This is a genomic window from Patulibacter brassicae, from assembly GCF_033949425.1.
In the GTDB taxonomy this organism is placed as follows: Bacteria; Actinomycetota; Thermoleophilia; order Solirubrobacterales; family Solirubrobacteraceae; genus Patulibacter; species Patulibacter brassicae.
Window position 1 is genome coordinate 370,594 of the sequence record NZ_JAXAVX010000003.1, and the last position, 16,227, is coordinate 386,820.

Sequence of the window (16,227 nt, forward strand, 5' to 3'; positions counted from 1 at the left end):
GGGGCTCGCCGGCCGTCGCCGCGCGCCGGAGGGGCTCAGCGCCCGGCCGGCGGCTCGGGCGCCGGCCCGTCGCCGAACGGCCCGGGGTCCTGCAGGCGCCCGGGCGCCGGGTAGGCGTTGCGGTGCTCGCCGGTGAACGGCGCCACGAGCCCGCTGTGCGTCAGGCCCTCGAGCGCCCGCCGCATCTCCGGCGTGAAGAGCGAGAGGCTCGTCGGGCTGTAGTACTGCTGGACCCGCAGGTAGTGCCCGACGCCGTCCCGGCGCTGCGTCGTGGAGCCGACGGCCGCGAAGAACGCGCCGAGCTCGCGGCGGTAGGGGGCGAGGTGGCGGACGAGCGGCTCGAGCTGCGCGACCAGTCGGCGCGTCGGGTCCACGGCGGGCAGCGCCTGGTCGGCGAGGCCCCGCAGGCCGTCCAGCAGCGGATCGGCGCGGCGCAGGAACGGCGGGAGCTCGCGCAGCAGCCGCCGCCCCTGGACGGCCGCGGGACCGAGGTCGTCGACGACGGGGCGCAGCGTCGCCACCGACGCGGCGAGCGCACGCACCGTCGGCGTGCCGGTCCGCGAGAGGCCCGCCAGCCGCCGGGACGTGCCGGCCGCCTGCTCGAGCGTCGCCGGCAGTGCGTCGATCGCCCGGCCGAGCGCGACGTCCCGCGCCGCGGCGGCGTCGGCCGCGCGACGCGCCTGGGTGGCGAGGGTGCGCACCGCGGCGCTGCGCCGGCCGAAGGCGGCCAGGACCCGGCCGGTCTGGTCGGCGAGGTCGGCCAGCGCGTCGCGCTGCCCGCGCAGCACCCCGGCGACGGCGTCGACGCGGCCGACGGTCGGGCGCAGCGCCGCGAACAACTCGCCGACGTCGGCTCCGCGACCGTCGACGCCCGGCCCCAGCGCGTCGAGGTTGCGCTGGACCTCGGCCCGCGTGCGCCGGTCGAGCGTCGAGAGGATCCGGTCCAGCTGGACCGCCTCGCCCGCGTGGTCCAGCGGCAGCGCGTCGCCCTCCGCGAGGGCGCCGGCCGCCGCCGTGCCGGGGTCGACCTCGAGGTAGTTCTCGCCCACGAGCGTCTTCGTCCGCAGGCGGACGCGGGCGTCGCGGTGGATCGGCGCGTAGCGGCGCTCGATCGCCAGGTGCACGACGCCGGCCGCGCCGCGCGGCTCGATCCGCTGCACCTTGCCGATCCGGACCCCTGCGGCCCGCACGTCGGCGTTGGCGACGAGCTGGAACGGATCGGGTAGCACGACCGCCACCTCGTAGCGGTCCTCGGCGAGGGGCAGCCGGCCCCCGGCCAGCACGTAGAGCCCGGAGAAGACCGCCGCGCAGACGGCGAGGAACGCGACGAGGACCGCCGCCTTGCGTCCCAGGTGCGACGTCGTCATTCGGCGCAGTCCTCCTCATGGCGGGCGTTGGGCTCGCGCAGCGCCCCGTCGACGCTGTCGACGCCGAGCACCGACTCCGCGCGGGTGTAGGCGGCGTTGGCGTCCCCGAACTTGAACACCGACAGCGACCAGTGCAGGAACTTCTGGCTCGGCAGCAGGCAGCCGGCGACCTTCGTCGTGACGCGGTCCAGCCGCGGCGCCTGGGGGGCCAGGCGCGTGAACGTCCGCTCCAGCCCGGCGGCGGTCGGGCGCAGCGCGACGCTCAGCGGCTCCAGCGCGACGACCGACGGCCGCAGGGCCCGGACCGCGGGACGCGCGTCGCGGCCGAGCCGCTCCAGGGCCGTGAGCCCCGGCTCGAGGGCCCGGGCGACGGGCCGCAGCTCCCGCAGCGCCGGGTCGACCTCCCCCGTCGCCGCATGCACGCGGGCCAGTCCCCGCTCGAGCGTCGTCAGCGTCGCGGGCAGCGCCCGCAGGGTCCGGTCGAGCGGTCGGTCGCGGCGGGCGAGCTCGTCGAGCGTCGCTCCACCGCCGCGGACGAGCCCGGCGAGCTGCCGGTCGCGCGCGGCCACCGCCCCGCTGACGCCGGCCAGCGCGTGGACGAGCCGCCGCATCGTGGTCCGTCGTTCCGCGAGCACCCCGGTCAGGCGCCGGGCGTCGTGCAGGAACGGCCCGAGCTGCGCGAACGCGGCGCGCAGCTGGCGTCCGCCCTCGTCGTCCAGCCCGCGACCGAGGCCCTCCAGCAGCCGGGTCATCCGCACGCGGGTGTCGGCGTCGAAGGTGTTCAGCACGCGCGACACGTCGACCGGCGACGTCGTCCGCTCGGCGCCGAGGACCGTCTCGGGACCGAGAGCGCCGGCGCGCACCGACCCGCGGTCCTCGATCGCGACGTACATGTCGTTCAGCGGCGTCTGCGGGCGGATCCGCAGGCGCGCGTCGCGATGGATCGGGGCGTAGCGGCGCTCCAGCGACAGGGTGAGGACCGGTCGGCGCCGCTGCAGGTCGATCCGCTTCACGACGCCGACGACGACCCCGGCGATCCGCACCTGGTGGTTGACCTGCACGCCCTTGGCGTCATCGACGGCGACCCGGACCTGGACGTAGTCGTCCCACGGGCGCTCGAACGTCTGGTTGCGGAAGACGACCCAGGAGGCGAGCGCCGCGCAGAGCAGCAGCCAGCCGATCCAGAGCAGCGGGCGCCGGGCGCGGCGCAGCTCGAGCCGCAGGCGGGGAGCGATCATCGGCGAGCCTCCCGCGCCGCGGGCGGGACGCCGAGCAGCGCCCCGAGGGTTCGCTTGAGCCCGTCGCAGCCGACCGATCCCCCGGCCGGATCGGCGAGCACGAGCCGGCAGGGCAGCGCGTCCAGCGACCGCGCGCTCAGGCCCGGCTGCATCCGCAGGAGGTAGCCGTTGGCGTCGAAGCGGCTCGCGACCGCCGACGCGCCGCTGAACCACGGGCCGATCGCCCAGCCGTTGGCGAGCTTCGTCTCGTCGTCCCGGCGCGCGAGCCACGGCACGAGCTCGCGCAGCGAGCGGTCGACCGTCGGCTCGAGCGCGGCGATCAGCGGCCGTCCGACGGCGCTCGCCCCGCGCAGGGCGGCGATCGCCGGGCGGAGCTCCTGCAGCGTCGGGCGGGCGGCGCGCAGCAGCGGACGCGCGTCGTCGAGCGCCGGACGCAGCGCCGCGACCGTCGCGTCGAGCCGCCGGGCGCCGGGGCGCAGCTCCTCGACGAGCGGGTCGAGGAGGTCCAGCGTCCCGCGGACCCGTCGCAGCGTGCGCTGCGCGCGGTCCTGGGCGCCGGGGGCCACGGCGATCAGGCGTCGCAGGTCGGCGGCCCGCGCCGCCGTGGTCGCGAACGTGCGCGCTCCCTGCTCCACGAGACCGGCGAGGTCGTCGTCCTCGCGCGCCAGCGTCCCGGTCACGCGCGCGGCGTCGCGCACGAGACGGGTGAGGTCGCCGTTGTCGCGGCCCCGGAGCGCGGCGAGCCCCGGCGCGGCGGTCGCCGCGGCGGGCGCCGCCTCGTCGATCGCGCGGCGGACGTCGGCGGGGCGGCGGAACCCGCGCTCGAACTCCCGGGTGGCGACCCGCAGGGCGCGTCGTCCGCCGGGGTCGAAGACCTGCAGGAGCTGGTCGACCTCGACCTGGGCGCTCGTGCGACGCGTCGGGATCTCGTCGTGCAGGGCGTCGGCGGCGTCGCCGGGCTCCAGCTCGACGTACATGTTGCGACCCAGGAGGGTGCGCCAGTAGAGGTGGGCGCGGGCGTCGCTGCGCAGGTCGAGGTCCTGGCCGCGATCGATCCGCATCCGGACGATCGCGCCGCGGCCGCCCGGCCCCAGCTCGACGCCGGAGACCTCGCCGACGTCCACGCCCGAGACGCGCACCGGGGCACCCGCGCGCAGGGAGTCCGCGCGGGCGAAGCGCGCGGTGACCTCGTCGCGGCGGTCGGGCCACAGCGGCACGCCGCGCCCGAAGCCGGAGACGAGCACGAAGGCCACGATCGCGACGAGGATCGCGCCGTTGCGGACGGTGCGCGGGCGGTGCTGCCCGGGGACGTAGCGGAAGAGGCGCCTCATCGGTCGCGGCAGGGCTCCGGGTAGGCGTCGGTGCGCAGCGGCGGGAGCGCCTGCGACAGCGCGGGTCCCTGGCCGCCGACCGACTCGAGCGTCGTCAGGAGGTGCAGGCGCAGCGCCGTGGCGGGGCCGATCGGCGCGCCGGTCGGGACGCCCTCGGTCAGCACGCCGCGCCAGCCGCGGAACCAGCGCCGGACGTCGCAGTCGCGTCGGCCCAGCTCGACGAGCAGCGGGCTGGACGCCCGGGCGGTGCGGGAGATCGCGGGGACGACCGGATCGAGCGCCGTGAGCAGCCGCAGCGTCGGATCGGTCGCGGCCTCGGCGCGGCGGAGCACCGGCGGCGCGGCCCGCAGGCCGGGACGGCCGTCGCGCAGCATCCGCGAGACGGCGCGGAACGTCCGCGGCCCGCGCGTCAGCGCGTCGGCGCCCGCGGTGCCCAGGCGTCCCACGGCCGTCAGCAGGGGATCGGTCCGGCGCAGGTCCTCCGCGATCCGGCGCAGCGCGTCGGGCGCCACGGCGAGCGTGCCGTCCACGCCGGCCTCATGCTCGGCGACGGTCCGCAGGACGCGGGCCTCCGGCCGCAGTCCCGCCGCGATGTCGCCGCTGACCGGCGCGGCGGCGCTCGCCGCGGCCTCGGCCCCGGCGACGAGGCCGGCGGTCGCGCCGGTCCGGGCGTTCAGCGGCGCGAGGGCCGAGCGCGTCCGGCGCAGCGCGCGCGGCGCCGACTCCAGCGTCGCGGCGACGTCCTCGCCGCGGTCGGCGAAGCCCCGGCCCAGCTCGCGCGCGGCGGTCGCGGCCTCCCGGCGCCGCCGGCGGTCCAGCGTGCCGAGCACGCGGTCCAGCGGGACGGTGGCCGAGCTCTGGGTGGCCGGGATCACGGCCCCGTCGGGCAGGGGCGCGCCGCGCCGCCCGGGCCGCAGCTCGACGAAGCGCACGCCGATCGGGCTGCGCGGACGGACGACCACGCGGGTGTCGGCGCGCAGCGGCGCGATCCGCCGCTCGAGCTGGAGGTCGATCACCGCGCGGCCGTCCCGGACGCGCGGGTGCAGCACCTGTCCGACGTTGCGCCCGCCCATCCGGACCTGGTGGTGCGCGGTCAGGTTGTCGGCGTCGTCCAGCGCGACGGAGAGGGTGTAGTACCCGCGGCCGGGGATCCGGTTGGGCGCGTCGTAGCCGACGGCCAGCAGGAGCGCGGCGATGGCGGTCGTCGCCACGCCGAGGGCGACGAGCGCGACGCGGCGGGGCGGACGGCCGGCGGGGCGCCGACGGCGCGGCCTCATGGGGCGAGCACCTCCCGCAGGAGCCGCTGGATCCGGCCGGGGACCTCCGCCGCGGGCCGGGCCGTGCGCGACGCGCGGGACCCGGACCCGGGACGGTCGCGCTCGCCGCCCCGCGCCGGTCGTGGCGAGGAGGAGGACCGGGCGCGGGACGACGAGGGGGCGGACGACCCGCCGAGCCCGCGGCCGAGGGCCTCGAGCGCGGTGCGTCCGACGATCAGCCGCAGGCGCAGGACGTGCCCGAGGCCGTCGCGCTCCTGCTGGGCGCGGGCGTAGCCGTGGACGAAGCCGAGGGCGTCCGCGATCGTCCGATCGAGCGTCGTCGTGACCGGCTCCAGCTCCGCGGCCAGCTGCGCGAGGTCGCCGGTCAGCGGCTCCAGGCGACCGACCGGCCCGGTGCCCTCGCGCCCCAGGCGCGTCAGGGCCGGGGCGACGGCGCGCGCGGTGCGCAGCGTGCCGCGCGCGTCGTCGGCGAAGCCCGGGGCGCGCTGCAGCGCCTGCCGCAGCGCCGGCGCCGACGCCCGCAGCCGGCTCGCGGCGGGGACGAGCCGGTCGGCGCTCTCGGCCAGGACGCCGACGCTCCGCCCCAGCTGGGTCAGCGCCTGCGGCGCGCGGTCGATCGTGGCGCCGAGCGCGGCGCGGCGACGAGCGGTGACGCGCAGTGCGGCGTCGGCCTGGGCGACGAGCTCGGCGAGGTCGTCGCGACGCCCGTCGACGTCCCCGACGACCCGCTCGCCGGCGACGATCAGCCGCCGCATCCGCGCGTTGTCGCGTCCCAGGTCGTCGACGGTGCGCCCGAGCTCGTCGAGCGCCGGGGGCAAGTGCGCCAGCAGCGCGTTGAGGTCGGCGCCGCGGCCGGCCAGCGCCACGCCGGCCTCGTTCACGAGGATCCGCAGCCGCGCCCGCACGTCCGGGCCCAGCGCGTTGAGCACGTCGTCCAGCTCGACCGGGGACGCGGTGCGCCGCAGCGGGATCGTGGACGCCGACGCGCGCGGGTGCCGGACGTCGCCCGGGTCGAGGTCGACGAACTTCTCGCCGAGCAGGTTCACCGGCCGGGCGCGGGCCGACGCCCCGGCGCCGATCGGCGCGGCCTCGTCGTCGAGGCGCATCGTCACCATCGCGGTGTCGCGGCGGGTGAGCGTCACGTCGGTCACGCGGCCCCCGGTCGCGCCGCCGACCTTCACCGCCGAGTTGCGCCGCAGGCCGGCGGCGTCGGCGATCTCGGCCCGCACGACGTACCCGCCGGAGTGGTCGAAGAGCAGGTCGCGCCCGAGCAGCACGACGCCGACGGTGGCGACGCCGACGAGCAGCGGCAGCAGCGCGCCCCGGACGCCGCTCATCGCCGCGCCTCCGGATCCTTGGCCGGGTCCAGCGCATCGGGCCCCGCCCCGCACTCCGGCAGGGACCGCGGACGGCCCTCGTTGAGGCCCGGCGGCCGGGGCAGCGCGTAGGTCACGCCGGGCACGACCCGGACGAGCTGCGCCGAGCTCAGCGGCTGGTCGTTCACGGAGGTCGGCCCCTGGAGGATGTGGGTCCGGGCGTAGTGCCCGCCGGCGTCGAGGTTCTGGCTGAAGCCGGTCCAGGTCGAGAGGAACGCGGCGATCTCGGGGGCGTACGGCCGCACGCAGCGCGCGGTCGGGACGGTGCCCTCGAACGCGCGTCCGACGCGGCCCAGGAACGGGGCGGCGTCGCGCAGCAGCCCGGTGACGCCCGGGGCGTCGGCGGCGACCGCGCGCAGGACCGAGGCGCCCAGGCGCGAGGTCCGTCGCAGCTCCGCGGCGGCCGGGACGGCGACCGGGGCGAGCGTGCGCAGGCGGCGGGCGCCGGGCGCGACGTCGCGCAGCAGGGCGTCCAAGCGCGGGACGGTCGCGTCGAGACGCGCGAGCGTCGTCCGGGTCTCGCGCAGCGTCGCGGGGAGGCGCTCGATCGACGCCCGCACCCCGTCGGCGTCGCGGGACAGCGCGTCGAAGGTCGAGGCCGCGCCCTGCAGCAGCCGCTCGATGCCGGGAGCGCGGGCGGCCAGGACGGCGCTCGCGCGGTCGCCGCCGGCGATGAGCGACGCCAGCGCCCCCTCGTCGACGGCGAGGTCGCCCAGCACCCCGCCGAGCGAGGCGACCGCGCCGGGTCCGCGGCGCAGCGCGGCGTTCAGCTCGCGGCCCCGTCCGCTCGTGCCGGCGGCGCTCAGGCCCATCGCGTCCTGGAAGCGGCGGCGGGTCGGGGCGTCCATCGTGTCGAAGAACCGGTCCAGCTCGACCGGCGCGCGCGTGTCGCGGCGTGCGATGACGCCTCCGTCGGGGATCGCCGGCGCGTCGCGCGGACCGGGGTGCAGCTGCACGGTCCGGGTGCCGTTGCCGACCGTCGTCCCGAAGCGGATCTCGGCGGTCGTCCCGCGCGGCAGCGGCCAGACCCGCTCGTCGTCGATGCCGAGCTCGACGATCGCCTCGCCGTCGCGATAGGCGACGTCGCCGACCTTGCCGACGTCGACCCCGTCGACCTGGACGTCCAGCCCGGAGGTCAGGCTGACCGCGGACGAGAACACCGCCCGCACGTGGTGGGGCTGGCGGCGGGTGCCGGCGGCCCACCACGCCACGAGCGCGGCGGCGAGCGCCAGCACGACCACCCACGGGCGGTCGAGGAGATGCCCGGCGGCGCGCCTCATCCGCCGATCGGCCACCGCGCGTTGAGGCCCCAGAAGACCATCGTCCCGAGCGCGCCGATGACGTGCAGGACGATGAGGTTGAGGATCATCGACCGCGCGGTGGCGGTCCCGACGCCGACCGGTCCGCCGCGGGCCCGGAAGCCGTAGTACAGGCCGATCAGCGTGATCGCCGTACCGATGCTCATCGCCTTGATCTGGGCGTAGAGCACGTCGATCGGGTCGGCGAAGGCCCAGTGCGTCAGCTCCCATCCGCCCTGGGAGACCTCGCCGATCTGGACGATCAGGACGAGGTAGTTGGCGAGGTAGTAGAAGCCGAGCCCGACGATGTAGAGGAACGGGAACGCCAGCCACGCGGCCACCAGGCGCGTGGCGATGACGTAGCGCATGGGGTTGATCCCCTGGGCCTCCATCGCGTCCAGCTCGTCGCTGATCCGCATCGACCCGATCTCCGCGACGAGCCCGCAGCCGACCTTCGCCGCGAGCACGTAGCCCCACATGAACGTCGTCAGCTCGCGGAGCCCGCAGCCCTGGGTGAAGAGCCCGGCGTAGGCGGTCGCGCCGTACCCGCGCAGGACGTAGTTGGCCTCCGTCCCGCACATCGTGCCGACCATGAACTCCATGAACCAGATGACGAGCGCCGATCCGGAGACGAGCAGCGCCGTCTGACGCAGGATCTCGCCGGTGTAGCGCCAGACCCCGGGCAGCTCCACGAGCGTGCGCCCGACGAAGGTCGCCAGCTCGCCGGCCTCGCCCAGCCCGCGCCGGACCGGCTCGCCGAGCCCGCGGGCCAGCCGCTGGGACGGGGTGCGCGCCTGCCCGACGCGGAACGGGCCGACGGGCTGCTGCTCGTGCTGCGAGGCCGCTTCCATCCCGGCCTCAGTGGAGGTTCGCCGTCTCGGGGAAGGCGGCGAGCAGCGTCGAGGTGAACGCGTAGTTGAAGACCCAGATCCCGACGAAGGAGACGACGACGGCCTGGTTGACCGCGCGCCCGACGCCGGAGGAGCCGCCGCTGACGTGCATGCCCTTGTAGCAGCAGACGATCGCGACGATGAAGCCGAAGCCCGTCGTCTTCAGCACGCTGCCGAGGAGGTCGGGGAGGCTGAAGTTCGACGCGAACGTCGAGAGGAACCCGGACGTCGACTCGCCGAACACGACGACCGCCGACACCCAGCCGCCCATGACGCCGAAGACGAGCGCGATGATGTTCAGGAGGAACGTCATCACCCCGAGCGCGTAGAAGCGGGGGACGACGAGCGAGCGGATCGGGTCCACGCCCATCACGAGCATCGCGTCGAGCTCCTCGCGGACCTTGCGCGCGCCGAGGTCGGCGCAGATCGCGGTCCCTGCGACGCCCGCGACGACCATCGCGGTGATCCACGGCGCGAACTCCCGCACCGAGGCCATGACGAAGAACGCGCCGAGCCGGTCCGTGGTGCCCAGCAGCGTGAGGAAGTTCGACGCCTGCAGCCCGGGCGCGCTGAAGCCGAAGAAGACCGTCGAGAAGATCATCGGCACGAGGCACCGGCGCAGCAGCAGGTACGCCTCGTCGATCACCGCCGGGCGCCACGAGTAGGGCGGGGTCAGCGACGTCGTCACCACCCGCGCGGTGAGCAGCACCATCCCGGCGACCTGCTCCATCGCCCGGACCGGCGCGCCGAGCGGCCCCTCGGCGGCCGGCGCGCCGGCGGGGGGTGCCTCCGCCGCGCGCGGCGGCGTCGCTCGCCCGCCGCCCGGCGCCGGGCCGCGGACCGTCAGGTCGCCGGACACGTCAGTCCATCCCCAGGGGTCCGCGCGGCGCGCCGGCGAGGAACTGCCGGACGAGCGGGTCGTCGGACGCGAGCATCTCGGCGGCGGGGCCCGACGCCACGACCCGGCCCTTCCAGAGCACGGCGAGGACCTCGCCGATCCGCCGAGCCGACGCGATGTCGTGGGTGATGACGACGTACGTGCCGCCGTGCTCGGCGTGCATGGCCTGGATGAGCTCGCAGAGCAGCGCGGTGCGGACCGGGTCCAGGCCGGAGTCCGGCTCGTCGAAGATGACGATCTCCGGCTCGAGGACGAGCGCGCGGGCGAACCCGGCGCGCTTGCGCATCCCGCCGGAGAGCTCGCTGGGCAGGCGGCGCGCCACGGCGCCGAGGCCGACGTCGTCGAGGCGCCGGCGCACGACCTCCGCGACCCGGTCCTCCGGCAGGTCGGTGTGCTGGCGCAGGGGGAAGGCGACGTTGTCGAAGACGTCCATCGAGCCGTACAGGGCCCCGTCCTGGAACAGGACGCCGAACCGGCGGCGCATCGCCAGCAGCTCCCCGAGGTCCATGTGCGGGACCGAGCGACCGCGGACGAGCACGTCGCCGCGATCGGGGAACAGCAGGCCGATGAGGTGCTTGACGAGGACGGACTTGCCGGTTCCCGACGGGCCGAGCACGACGGTGATCGAGCCCTCCGGGATCCCGAGCGAGAGCCCGTCGAGGACGACGCGGTCGCCGAAGCGCTTGTGGACGTCGCGCACCTCGACCGACCAGCGATCGCCGGGCTCCCGCTCGTGGGGCGCGCCGCCGGGCAGGCGGGTCGTGGGGACCGTCGCGGTCATGGGCCTACTCTCTGCGGCGCCCGCCCGGCGCGGAAAGGCTCTCTGGGGGCAACCGATGCCCCCGACCGGATGAATCCCGTTGCCGGGCGCGCGGTGCGGGCCTACGTTCGCGGCGATGAGCACCCTCGAGAACCGCACCGTCTTCATGTCCGGCGGCAGCCGCGGCATCGGCCTGGCGATCGCCGAGCGCCTCGCCGGCGCCGGCGCGAGCATCGCCTTCGTCGCCAAGACCGACGCCCCGCATCCGTCCCTGCCCGGCACGGTGCACACCGCCGCCGCGCGGATCGAGGCCGCCGGGGGACGCGCGCTCCCGATCGTCGGCGACATCCGCGACGGCGACGCCGTCGAGCGGGCCGTCGCCGAGACCGTCGCGACCTTCGGCGGCATCGACGTGTGCATCAACAACGCCAGCGCCGTCGACCTCTCGCCGATGGGCGAGCTGTCGCTGAAGCGCTACGACCTGATGCAGGCGGTGAACCACCGCGGCACGTTCGTCGTGACGAAGGCGTGCCTGCCGCACCTGCGCCGCTCCGACCACGCCCACGTGCTGAGCATCAGCCCGCCGCTGGACGTCGCGCCGCGCTGGCTGGCCGGCAACGCCGCCTACACGCTGTCGAAGTACGGCATGACGATGCTGACGCTCGGCCTCGCCGCCGACGAGCCGACGATCGCCGCGAACTGCCTGTGGCCGCGGACGGCGATCCAGACCGCCGCCGTCCAGAACCTCCTCGGCGGCGACGCGACGATGGCCCGCGCGCGGACGACGGAGATCGTCGCCGACGCCGCGCTGGAGATCCTCCGCCGCGCCCCGCGGGAGCGGACCGGGCGGGCGCTGATCGACGACGAGGTGCTCATCGAGGCCGGTGCGACCGACCTCGGCCGCTACCACCCGCACGGGGCGGCGACCGCGCTCGAGCCGGACTTCTTCATCGACGAGGTCCCGGACGAGGCGACGCTGCGCGCGGCGCTCGCCTGATCCGGCGAGCCGCGTCCGCCCTAGCCCAGGGCCTGCGCGCCGAGCACGCCGAGGAGCCGGAGCTTCTCCTGGCTCTCGCTCCCGGGGACCGCGGTGTAGACGAGCAGCCGGTGGCCCTGGTCGGGGTCCACGAGCGACTGGCAGTGGAGCTCGAGCGCGCCGACCTGCGGGTGCGCGAAGCGCTTGAGCTCCCGCGGTCGGAGGCCGACCTCCTGGGTGGCCCAGAGCGCCCGGAACTCCTCGCTCTCGGCCAGCAGCGCCTCGGCGTAGCCGACCGCGCGCGAGCCCGGGCCCCGCAGCGCGGCGATCTCGCGCAGGCCCGACGCGTAGAGCCGCGACAGGAACGCGTGGTCGTCCGGCGCGTAGCGGGCCCGCGTCGCCGGATCGGTGAACCAGCGGTAGCCGAGGCTGCGGGCGGGCCCGGTCCGTTCCCGGGCGTCGCCGTTGAGGGCCACCCCGACGGGGGTCTGGCGCAGCGTCTCGCCGAGCTCGGTGACGATCTCGGCCGGCGTGTCGGCGAGCCGGTCGAGGATCCGCAGGAGACCGGGGCTGACGTGCTCGCCGTCACCGCCGCGGGGCGGCGGCTGGTGGCCCGCGAGCCGGAAGAGGTGGTCGCGCTCCTCCAGCGACAGGTGCAGCCCCTGGGCGATCGACGCGATCATCGCCGGCGACGGGTGCGGTCCGCGCTCGCGCTCGATCCGCGCGTAGTAGTCCGTCGACATGTGGCTGAGCGCGGCGACCTCCTCGCGGCGCAGGCCCTGCGCGCGACGGCGCCGGCCGCGGGGCAGCCCGACGTCCTCCGGTTGCAGCGACGCGCGGCGGCGTCGGAGGAACGCCGCCAGGCCGGCTCGATCGATGACCATCCGCCGTCCGTTCTACCGGTCCGCGGCGGCGCCGACCACGACCTGTCGATCCCCCGCTGCGGCGCGGACCGGGGGATCGACGGGTCCTGGTTGCGCGCGGGCGGCTGCGCCACCGTGGAGGGGACCCGCACGACCAGGAGCCTCGATGTCCCGCCCGCCCCACTCCATCACCGTTCCCGACCTCGCCGGCCGGCGCGCCGTCGTGACCGGCGCCAGCGACGGCATCGGCCTCGGGATCGCCGCCCGGCTGGCGGCCGCCGGCGCCGAGGTCGTGCTGCCGGTCCGCGATCCCGCGAAGGGCGAGGCGGCGCTGGCGGAGATCCGGCGCCGGACGCCGGACGCCGCCGTCTCCCTGCGGACGCTGGACCTCGGGTCGCTGGCGTCCGTGGCGGCGTGCGGCGCGGCGCTGCTGGAGGAGGACGTGCCGATCGGGATCCTCGTCGGCAACGCCGGGGTGATGACCCCGCCCGACCGCCGGACGACCGCCGACGGCCTGGAGCTGCAGCTCGGGACGAACCACGTCGGGCACTTCGCGCTCGTCGACCGGCTCCTGCCGCTGCTGCGCGCCGGCCGGGCGCGCGTGACCTCGCAGATCAGCATCGCCGCCGATCGCAACGCGATCAACTGGGAGGACCCGAACTGGGAGCGCTCGTACCACGGCATGCGGGCCTACAGCCACTCGAAAATCGCCTTCGGCCTCTTCGCCCTCGAGCTCGGTCGCCGCAGCGAGGCCGGGGGCTGGGGGATCACGAGCACGCTCGCGCATCCGGGCGTGGCGCCGACGGGCCTCCTCTCCGCGCGACCCGAGCTCGGCCGCGAGCGCGACACCCGCAGCGTGCGGGTGATCCGGGCGCTGTCGGCGCGCGGGATCCTCCTCGGCACCGTCGAGACCGCGTCGCTCCCCGCGGTCGTCGCCGCCACGGCTCCCGAGGCCGCGAACGGGACGTTCTTCGGTCCCTCGGGCCTGGGGAGGCTCGGCGGGCCGCCGGCCGAGCAGCGGCTCTACTCCCGCCTGCGCAGCCCCGAGGACGCGCGCCGCTTCTGGCGCATCACGGAGGAGCTCATCGCCGAGCGCGGCTGAGCGGCCGGCTCAGCCGCGCGCGGCGGTCGCCGGCGCCTCGCGGCCGAGCGCCGCCGCGAGGGCGGCGCGCGAGCGGATCCCGAGCTTCGCGTACGCCTGGCCGAGGTGATGCTCGACGGTCTTGCGGGTGACCCAGAGCTCCTCGGCGATCTGGCGGTTCGTCAGGCCCTCGGCCGCGAGGTCGGCGGCACGGCGCTCGCTCGGGGTCAGGGCCTCGACGCCGCTGAGCCGCTCGCGCCGCGGACGGGCGCCCGCCGCCTCGAGCTCGTCCCGGACGAGGCGCGCGAGCAGCGTCGCCTCCGCCGCCGCGGCGAGGTCGAGCGCCGGCAGCAGCGCGTCGCGCGCGTCGGCGCGGTGCCCCGCGCGCCGCAGCGCGCCGCCGAGATCCAGGCGCGCCCACGCGGCCTCGAGCCGCATCGGCCCGCCGTCGAGGATCGCGACGGCCTCCCGCAGCGCCTCGATCCGCTCGTCGCCGTCGGTCGTCGTGGCCCGGGCGCGCAGCGCGGCGCCGAGCGCGCCGTCGGTCCCGGCCGCGCGTGCCACCGCGACGTCGTGGTCGGCGAGGGCGCGTGCCTCGTCGCGGTCGCCGTGGGTGGCCAGGAGCGTCGCCAGGCGCAGACGCGCCCGCGTGGCGAACGGGCTGCGCCAGCCGCGGAGGTCGCCGGAGGCGAGCGTGCGGCGCAGGTCCTCCTCGGCGCCGGCGACGTCGCGCCGCCACGTCCGCACGAGCGCCCGCGCGGAGCGGACGTAGGGCTCGACGAAGGTCCCCTCGCACGCGCCGAGCGGCACGTCGACGGCCTCGGCCGCCTCGTCGAGCCGGTCCAGCAGCACGAGGTTCTCGGCGGTGATCGCGGCGAGGGCGCGCTCGGTCATCTCCAGGTCGAGGCGCCGGATCGCGTCGAGGCCGAGCTGCGCGCGTGCCGCGCCCGTCGCGATCGAGCCGAAGTCGCGGTGCCAGTAGCCCCACGACTGGTTCACGAAGATCGAGGCGAGGTGGTCGCCGGTGCTGCGCACGTGCGCGTCGGCCTGCCGGAGGAGCTGCTCCGTGCCTGCCACGTCCTCGGCGAACCGGTGCGCGTGGGTCAGGAGGTTCCACGTCGAGCCGGCGGGGCCGACCGCGTCGATGAGGCGGCCGTCGGCGAGCGCGCGGCGGGACAGGGTCAGCGTCTCGGCGGGCGGCGCGCCGGCGCACGAGGCCTGCAGGGCGAGGTGCGCGAGCATCACCGGCGACGGCTCGGCCGCCGCGGCCCCGGCGGCGAAGCGCCGCTCGCGCTCCTCGGCGAAGCCGTCGACGAAGACGAGCGACTCCAGCAGGAACGACTCCAGCCGCAGGTCCAGGCGCGGGTCGGTGGTCTCCGCGCGGGCGCGCTCGGCCTCCCGCAGCGCCGCGGCGGGGTCCGTGTGCAGGAGGACGAACGCGCGCGCGGCGCGGGCGCGCGCGGCCTCCTCGGGCCCGAGCCCCGCCTCGAGCGCGCGCTCGAGGTGGTGCATCGCGTCGGGGTGGTGGGCGTGCAGCGCGCGCTCGCCGAGCTCGAGCTCGACGATCCCCCGCAGCGTCGCGGGGGGCGGCTCCTGCACGGCACGACGCAGGAGCTCGAGGGCCGTGCCGGTGGCGCCCTCCGCCGCCGCGCCGGCCGCCGCGGCGCGGAGGTCGGCGACGGCCTCGGGGTCGCCCTCGGGATCCGCCGCGAGGCGGTGGACCGCGACCTCGCTCGCCCGGGCGCCCCGCGCGCGGAGGAGCCGTGCCGCATGGCGGTGCAGCCCCGACCGGTCGCTGCGCGGCACGCCGCGCAGGACCGCGTCGGCCACGAGCGGGTGGGTGAACCCCCAGCCGGCGGGCGCCAGCAGCTCGGCTTCCCGCAGCACCCCGACCGCGGCGCGGGTCCGCTCGGGATCGAGCCCCGCCAGGTCGGCGACGTCGGCGAGCGACGCGCGCTCCCCGGCGACGGCGAGCGCGCGCGCCGCCGCCGCGGCGTCGGGGCCGACCGCTCGCAGCCGCCGGGCGATGACGGGCGCGACGCCCTCGCTGGCGAGGTCCAGCAGGCGCGCGATCTCGTCCTCGCGGCCGCGCAGCGCCGCCCGCCGGGCCTCCTGCACGAGGATCGCCACGAGCAGCGGATTGCCGTCCGTGGCGCGGTGCGCGGCCGCGGTGAACGCCGGGACCGCCCCGCCGCCGAGCGCGTCCTGGACGAGCGTGGCCACGGCGCCGGCCGACAGCGGGCCGAGCCGGACGACCTGCGCCGCCGGTCCCGCCGCGAGCTCGCCGAGCAGCTCGGACGGCGCGCCGGGCTCGTTCGGGCGCAGCGACGCGACGACGACGATCGGCAGCTCGTCGATGCGTCGCCCGAGGAACTCGAGGAACCGCGCCGAGGCCTCGTCGACCCAGTGGAGGTCGTCGACCCGCAGGACGAGCGGCTCGTCGTCGGCGAGGTTCGCCAGCAGCCAGTACAGGCCGTTGAGCGTCGCGTGCTCGACCTCCGCGCCCGGCGCGCCCGCGGCCGGCTCGAGCACGCGCCGCGCCAGCGACGCCGCACCGGTGGCTACCCGGGCGCGATCGGCCTCGCCGAGCGCCGTCCAGGCCGGCTCGACGAGCTGGTGCACGACGCCGAAGGCGAAGCCCCGGTCGAGCTCGGCCGCCCGCGCGCCGAGCGTCCGGGCGCCGTGCGCGGCGGCGAGCGCGGGGACGCGGTCGAGGAGCGCGGTCTTCCCGATGCCCGCGGGCCCCTCGAGGAGCAGGACGCCGCCCCGACCGCTCGCGGCGCGCTCGACGGCGGTGCGCAGGGCCTGGAGCGGGGCCTCGCGCTCCAGCAGCGACGGTTCCATCGCGGTCGATTCTAGGGCGGCGTCGCGG

Annotated in this window: 13 protein-coding genes; 2 read left to right on the top strand and 11 right to left on the bottom strand. The window is 77.2% G+C overall.

All coding sequences use genetic code 11. From position 1 onward, the window contains the following. Positions 1–35 precede the first annotated feature (35 nt). The 9 genes from SK069_RS09325 to SK069_RS09365 are packed head-to-tail and all read right to left on the bottom strand — an operon-like array spanning position 36 to position 10,456. Positions 36–1,367, bottom strand: coding sequence for an MlaD family protein (locus SK069_RS09325; RefSeq protein WP_319953942.1), 1,332 nt, complete (start codon positions 1,365–1,367; stop codon positions 36–38). Then, the gene (locus SK069_RS09330) at positions 1,364–2,605 is read right to left on the bottom strand and encodes an MlaD family protein (RefSeq protein WP_319953943.1); all 1,242 of its coding nucleotides are present in this window, start codon (positions 2,603–2,605) and stop codon (positions 1,364–1,366) included. The genes SK069_RS09325 and SK069_RS09330 overlap by 4 nt, the downstream gene beginning before the upstream one ends. Beyond that, positions 2,602–3,936, bottom strand: a complete 1,335-nt coding sequence (locus tag SK069_RS09335) for an MlaD family protein (RefSeq protein ID WP_319953944.1) — start codon at positions 3,934–3,936, stop codon at positions 2,602–2,604. The genes SK069_RS09330 and SK069_RS09335 overlap by 4 nt, the downstream gene beginning before the upstream one ends. Next, complete coding sequence (locus tag SK069_RS09340) at positions 3,933–5,213, bottom strand: MlaD family protein (protein WP_319953945.1); 1,281 nt, start codon at positions 5,211–5,213, stop codon at positions 3,933–3,935. The genes SK069_RS09335 and SK069_RS09340 overlap by 4 nt, the downstream gene beginning before the upstream one ends. Continuing rightward, positions 5,210–6,550: an MlaD family protein gene (locus tag SK069_RS09345; RefSeq protein ID WP_319953946.1), complete on the bottom strand. Its 1,341-nt coding sequence runs from the start codon at positions 6,548–6,550 to the stop codon at positions 5,210–5,212. Before SK069_RS09345 ends, SK069_RS09340 begins: the two co-directional genes overlap by 4 nt. Then, positions 6,547–7,869, bottom strand: a complete 1,323-nt coding sequence (locus tag SK069_RS09350; RefSeq protein ID WP_319953947.1) for an MlaD family protein — start codon at positions 7,867–7,869, stop codon at positions 6,547–6,549. The genes SK069_RS09345 and SK069_RS09350 overlap by 4 nt, the downstream gene beginning before the upstream one ends. Further along, positions 7,866–8,738, bottom strand: coding sequence for an MlaE family ABC transporter permease (locus SK069_RS09355; RefSeq protein ID WP_319953948.1), 873 nt, complete (start codon positions 8,736–8,738; stop codon positions 7,866–7,868). The genes SK069_RS09350 and SK069_RS09355 overlap by 4 nt, the downstream gene beginning before the upstream one ends. 7 nt (positions 8,739–8,745) lie before the next feature. Next, on the bottom strand, positions 8,746–9,636 hold the full coding sequence (locus tag SK069_RS09360) for an MlaE family ABC transporter permease (RefSeq protein WP_319953949.1): 891 nt from the start codon (positions 9,634–9,636) through the stop codon (positions 8,746–8,748). A gap of 1 nt (position 9,637) precedes the next feature. Then, positions 9,638–10,456 carry an ABC transporter ATP-binding protein gene (locus tag SK069_RS09365; RefSeq protein ID WP_319953950.1) on the bottom strand — a complete coding sequence of 273 codons (819 nt, stop codon included), beginning with the start codon at positions 10,454–10,456 and terminating at the stop codon, positions 9,638–9,640. Between the two features lie 115 nt (positions 10,457–10,571). Between SK069_RS09365 and SK069_RS09370 the strand changes: the two genes are divergently transcribed. Continuing rightward, complete coding sequence (locus tag SK069_RS09370) at positions 10,572–11,432, top strand: SDR family oxidoreductase (protein WP_319953951.1); 861 nt, start codon at positions 10,572–10,574, stop codon at positions 11,430–11,432. A 20-nt stretch (positions 11,433–11,452) separates the two neighbouring features. Here SK069_RS09370 and SK069_RS09375 read toward each other — a convergent pair whose 3' ends face one another. Beyond that, complete coding sequence (locus SK069_RS09375; protein WP_319953952.1) at positions 11,453–12,295, bottom strand: helix-turn-helix transcriptional regulator; 843 nt, start codon at positions 12,293–12,295, stop codon at positions 11,453–11,455. A gap of 145 nt (positions 12,296–12,440) precedes the next feature. Between SK069_RS09375 and SK069_RS09380 the strand changes: the two genes are divergently transcribed. Then, complete coding sequence (locus SK069_RS09380) at positions 12,441–13,376, top strand: SDR family oxidoreductase (protein WP_319953953.1); 936 nt, start codon at positions 12,441–12,443, stop codon at positions 13,374–13,376. A gap of 9 nt (positions 13,377–13,385) precedes the next feature. Here the strand turns inward: SK069_RS09380 and SK069_RS09385 are convergent, their stop codons facing one another. Further along, entirely contained in the window at positions 13,386–16,199 is a 2,814-nt protein-coding gene (locus SK069_RS09385) for an ATP-binding protein (RefSeq protein WP_319953954.1), read from the bottom strand. Positions 16,200–16,227 lie beyond the last annotated feature (28 nt).

Excerpts from the sequence above, each read along its gene's own strand:
- SK069_RS09325 (WP_319953942.1), bottom strand. The coding sequence starts at position 1,367 with ATGACGACGTCGCACCTGGGACGCAAGGCGGCGGTCCTCGTCGCGTTC.
- SK069_RS09330 (WP_319953943.1), bottom strand. The coding sequence starts at position 2,605 with ATGATCGCTCCCCGCCTGCGGCTCGAGCTGCGCCGCGCCCGGCGCCCG.
- SK069_RS09335 (WP_319953944.1), bottom strand. The coding sequence starts at position 3,936 with ATGAGGCGCCTCTTCCGCTACGTCCCCGGGCAGCACCGCCCGCGCACC.
- SK069_RS09340 (WP_319953945.1), bottom strand. The coding sequence starts at position 5,213 with ATGAGGCCGCGCCGTCGGCGCCCCGCCGGCCGTCCGCCCCGCCGCGTC.
- SK069_RS09345 (WP_319953946.1), bottom strand. The coding sequence starts at position 6,550 with ATGAGCGGCGTCCGGGGCGCGCTGCTGCCGCTGCTCGTCGGCGTCGCC.
- SK069_RS09350 (WP_319953947.1), bottom strand. The coding sequence starts at position 7,869 with ATGAGGCGCGCCGCCGGGCATCTCCTCGACCGCCCGTGGGTGGTCGTG.
- SK069_RS09355 (WP_319953948.1), bottom strand. The coding sequence starts at position 8,738 with ATGGAAGCGGCCTCGCAGCACGAGCAGCAGCCCGTCGGCCCGTTCCGC.
- SK069_RS09365 (WP_319953950.1), bottom strand. The coding sequence starts at position 10,456 with ATGACCGCGACGGTCCCCACGACCCGCCTGCCCGGCGGCGCGCCCCAC.
- SK069_RS09370 (WP_319953951.1), top strand. The coding sequence starts at position 10,572 with ATGAGCACCCTCGAGAACCGCACCGTCTTCATGTCCGGCGGCAGCCGC.
- SK069_RS09375 (WP_319953952.1), bottom strand. The coding sequence starts at position 12,295 with ATGGTCATCGATCGAGCCGGCCTGGCGGCGTTCCTCCGACGCCGCCGC.
- SK069_RS09380 (WP_319953953.1), top strand. The coding sequence starts at position 12,441 with ATGTCCCGCCCGCCCCACTCCATCACCGTTCCCGACCTCGCCGGCCGG.
- SK069_RS09385 (WP_319953954.1), bottom strand. The coding sequence starts at position 16,199 with ATGGAACCGTCGCTGCTGGAGCGCGAGGCCCCGCTCCAGGCCCTGCGC.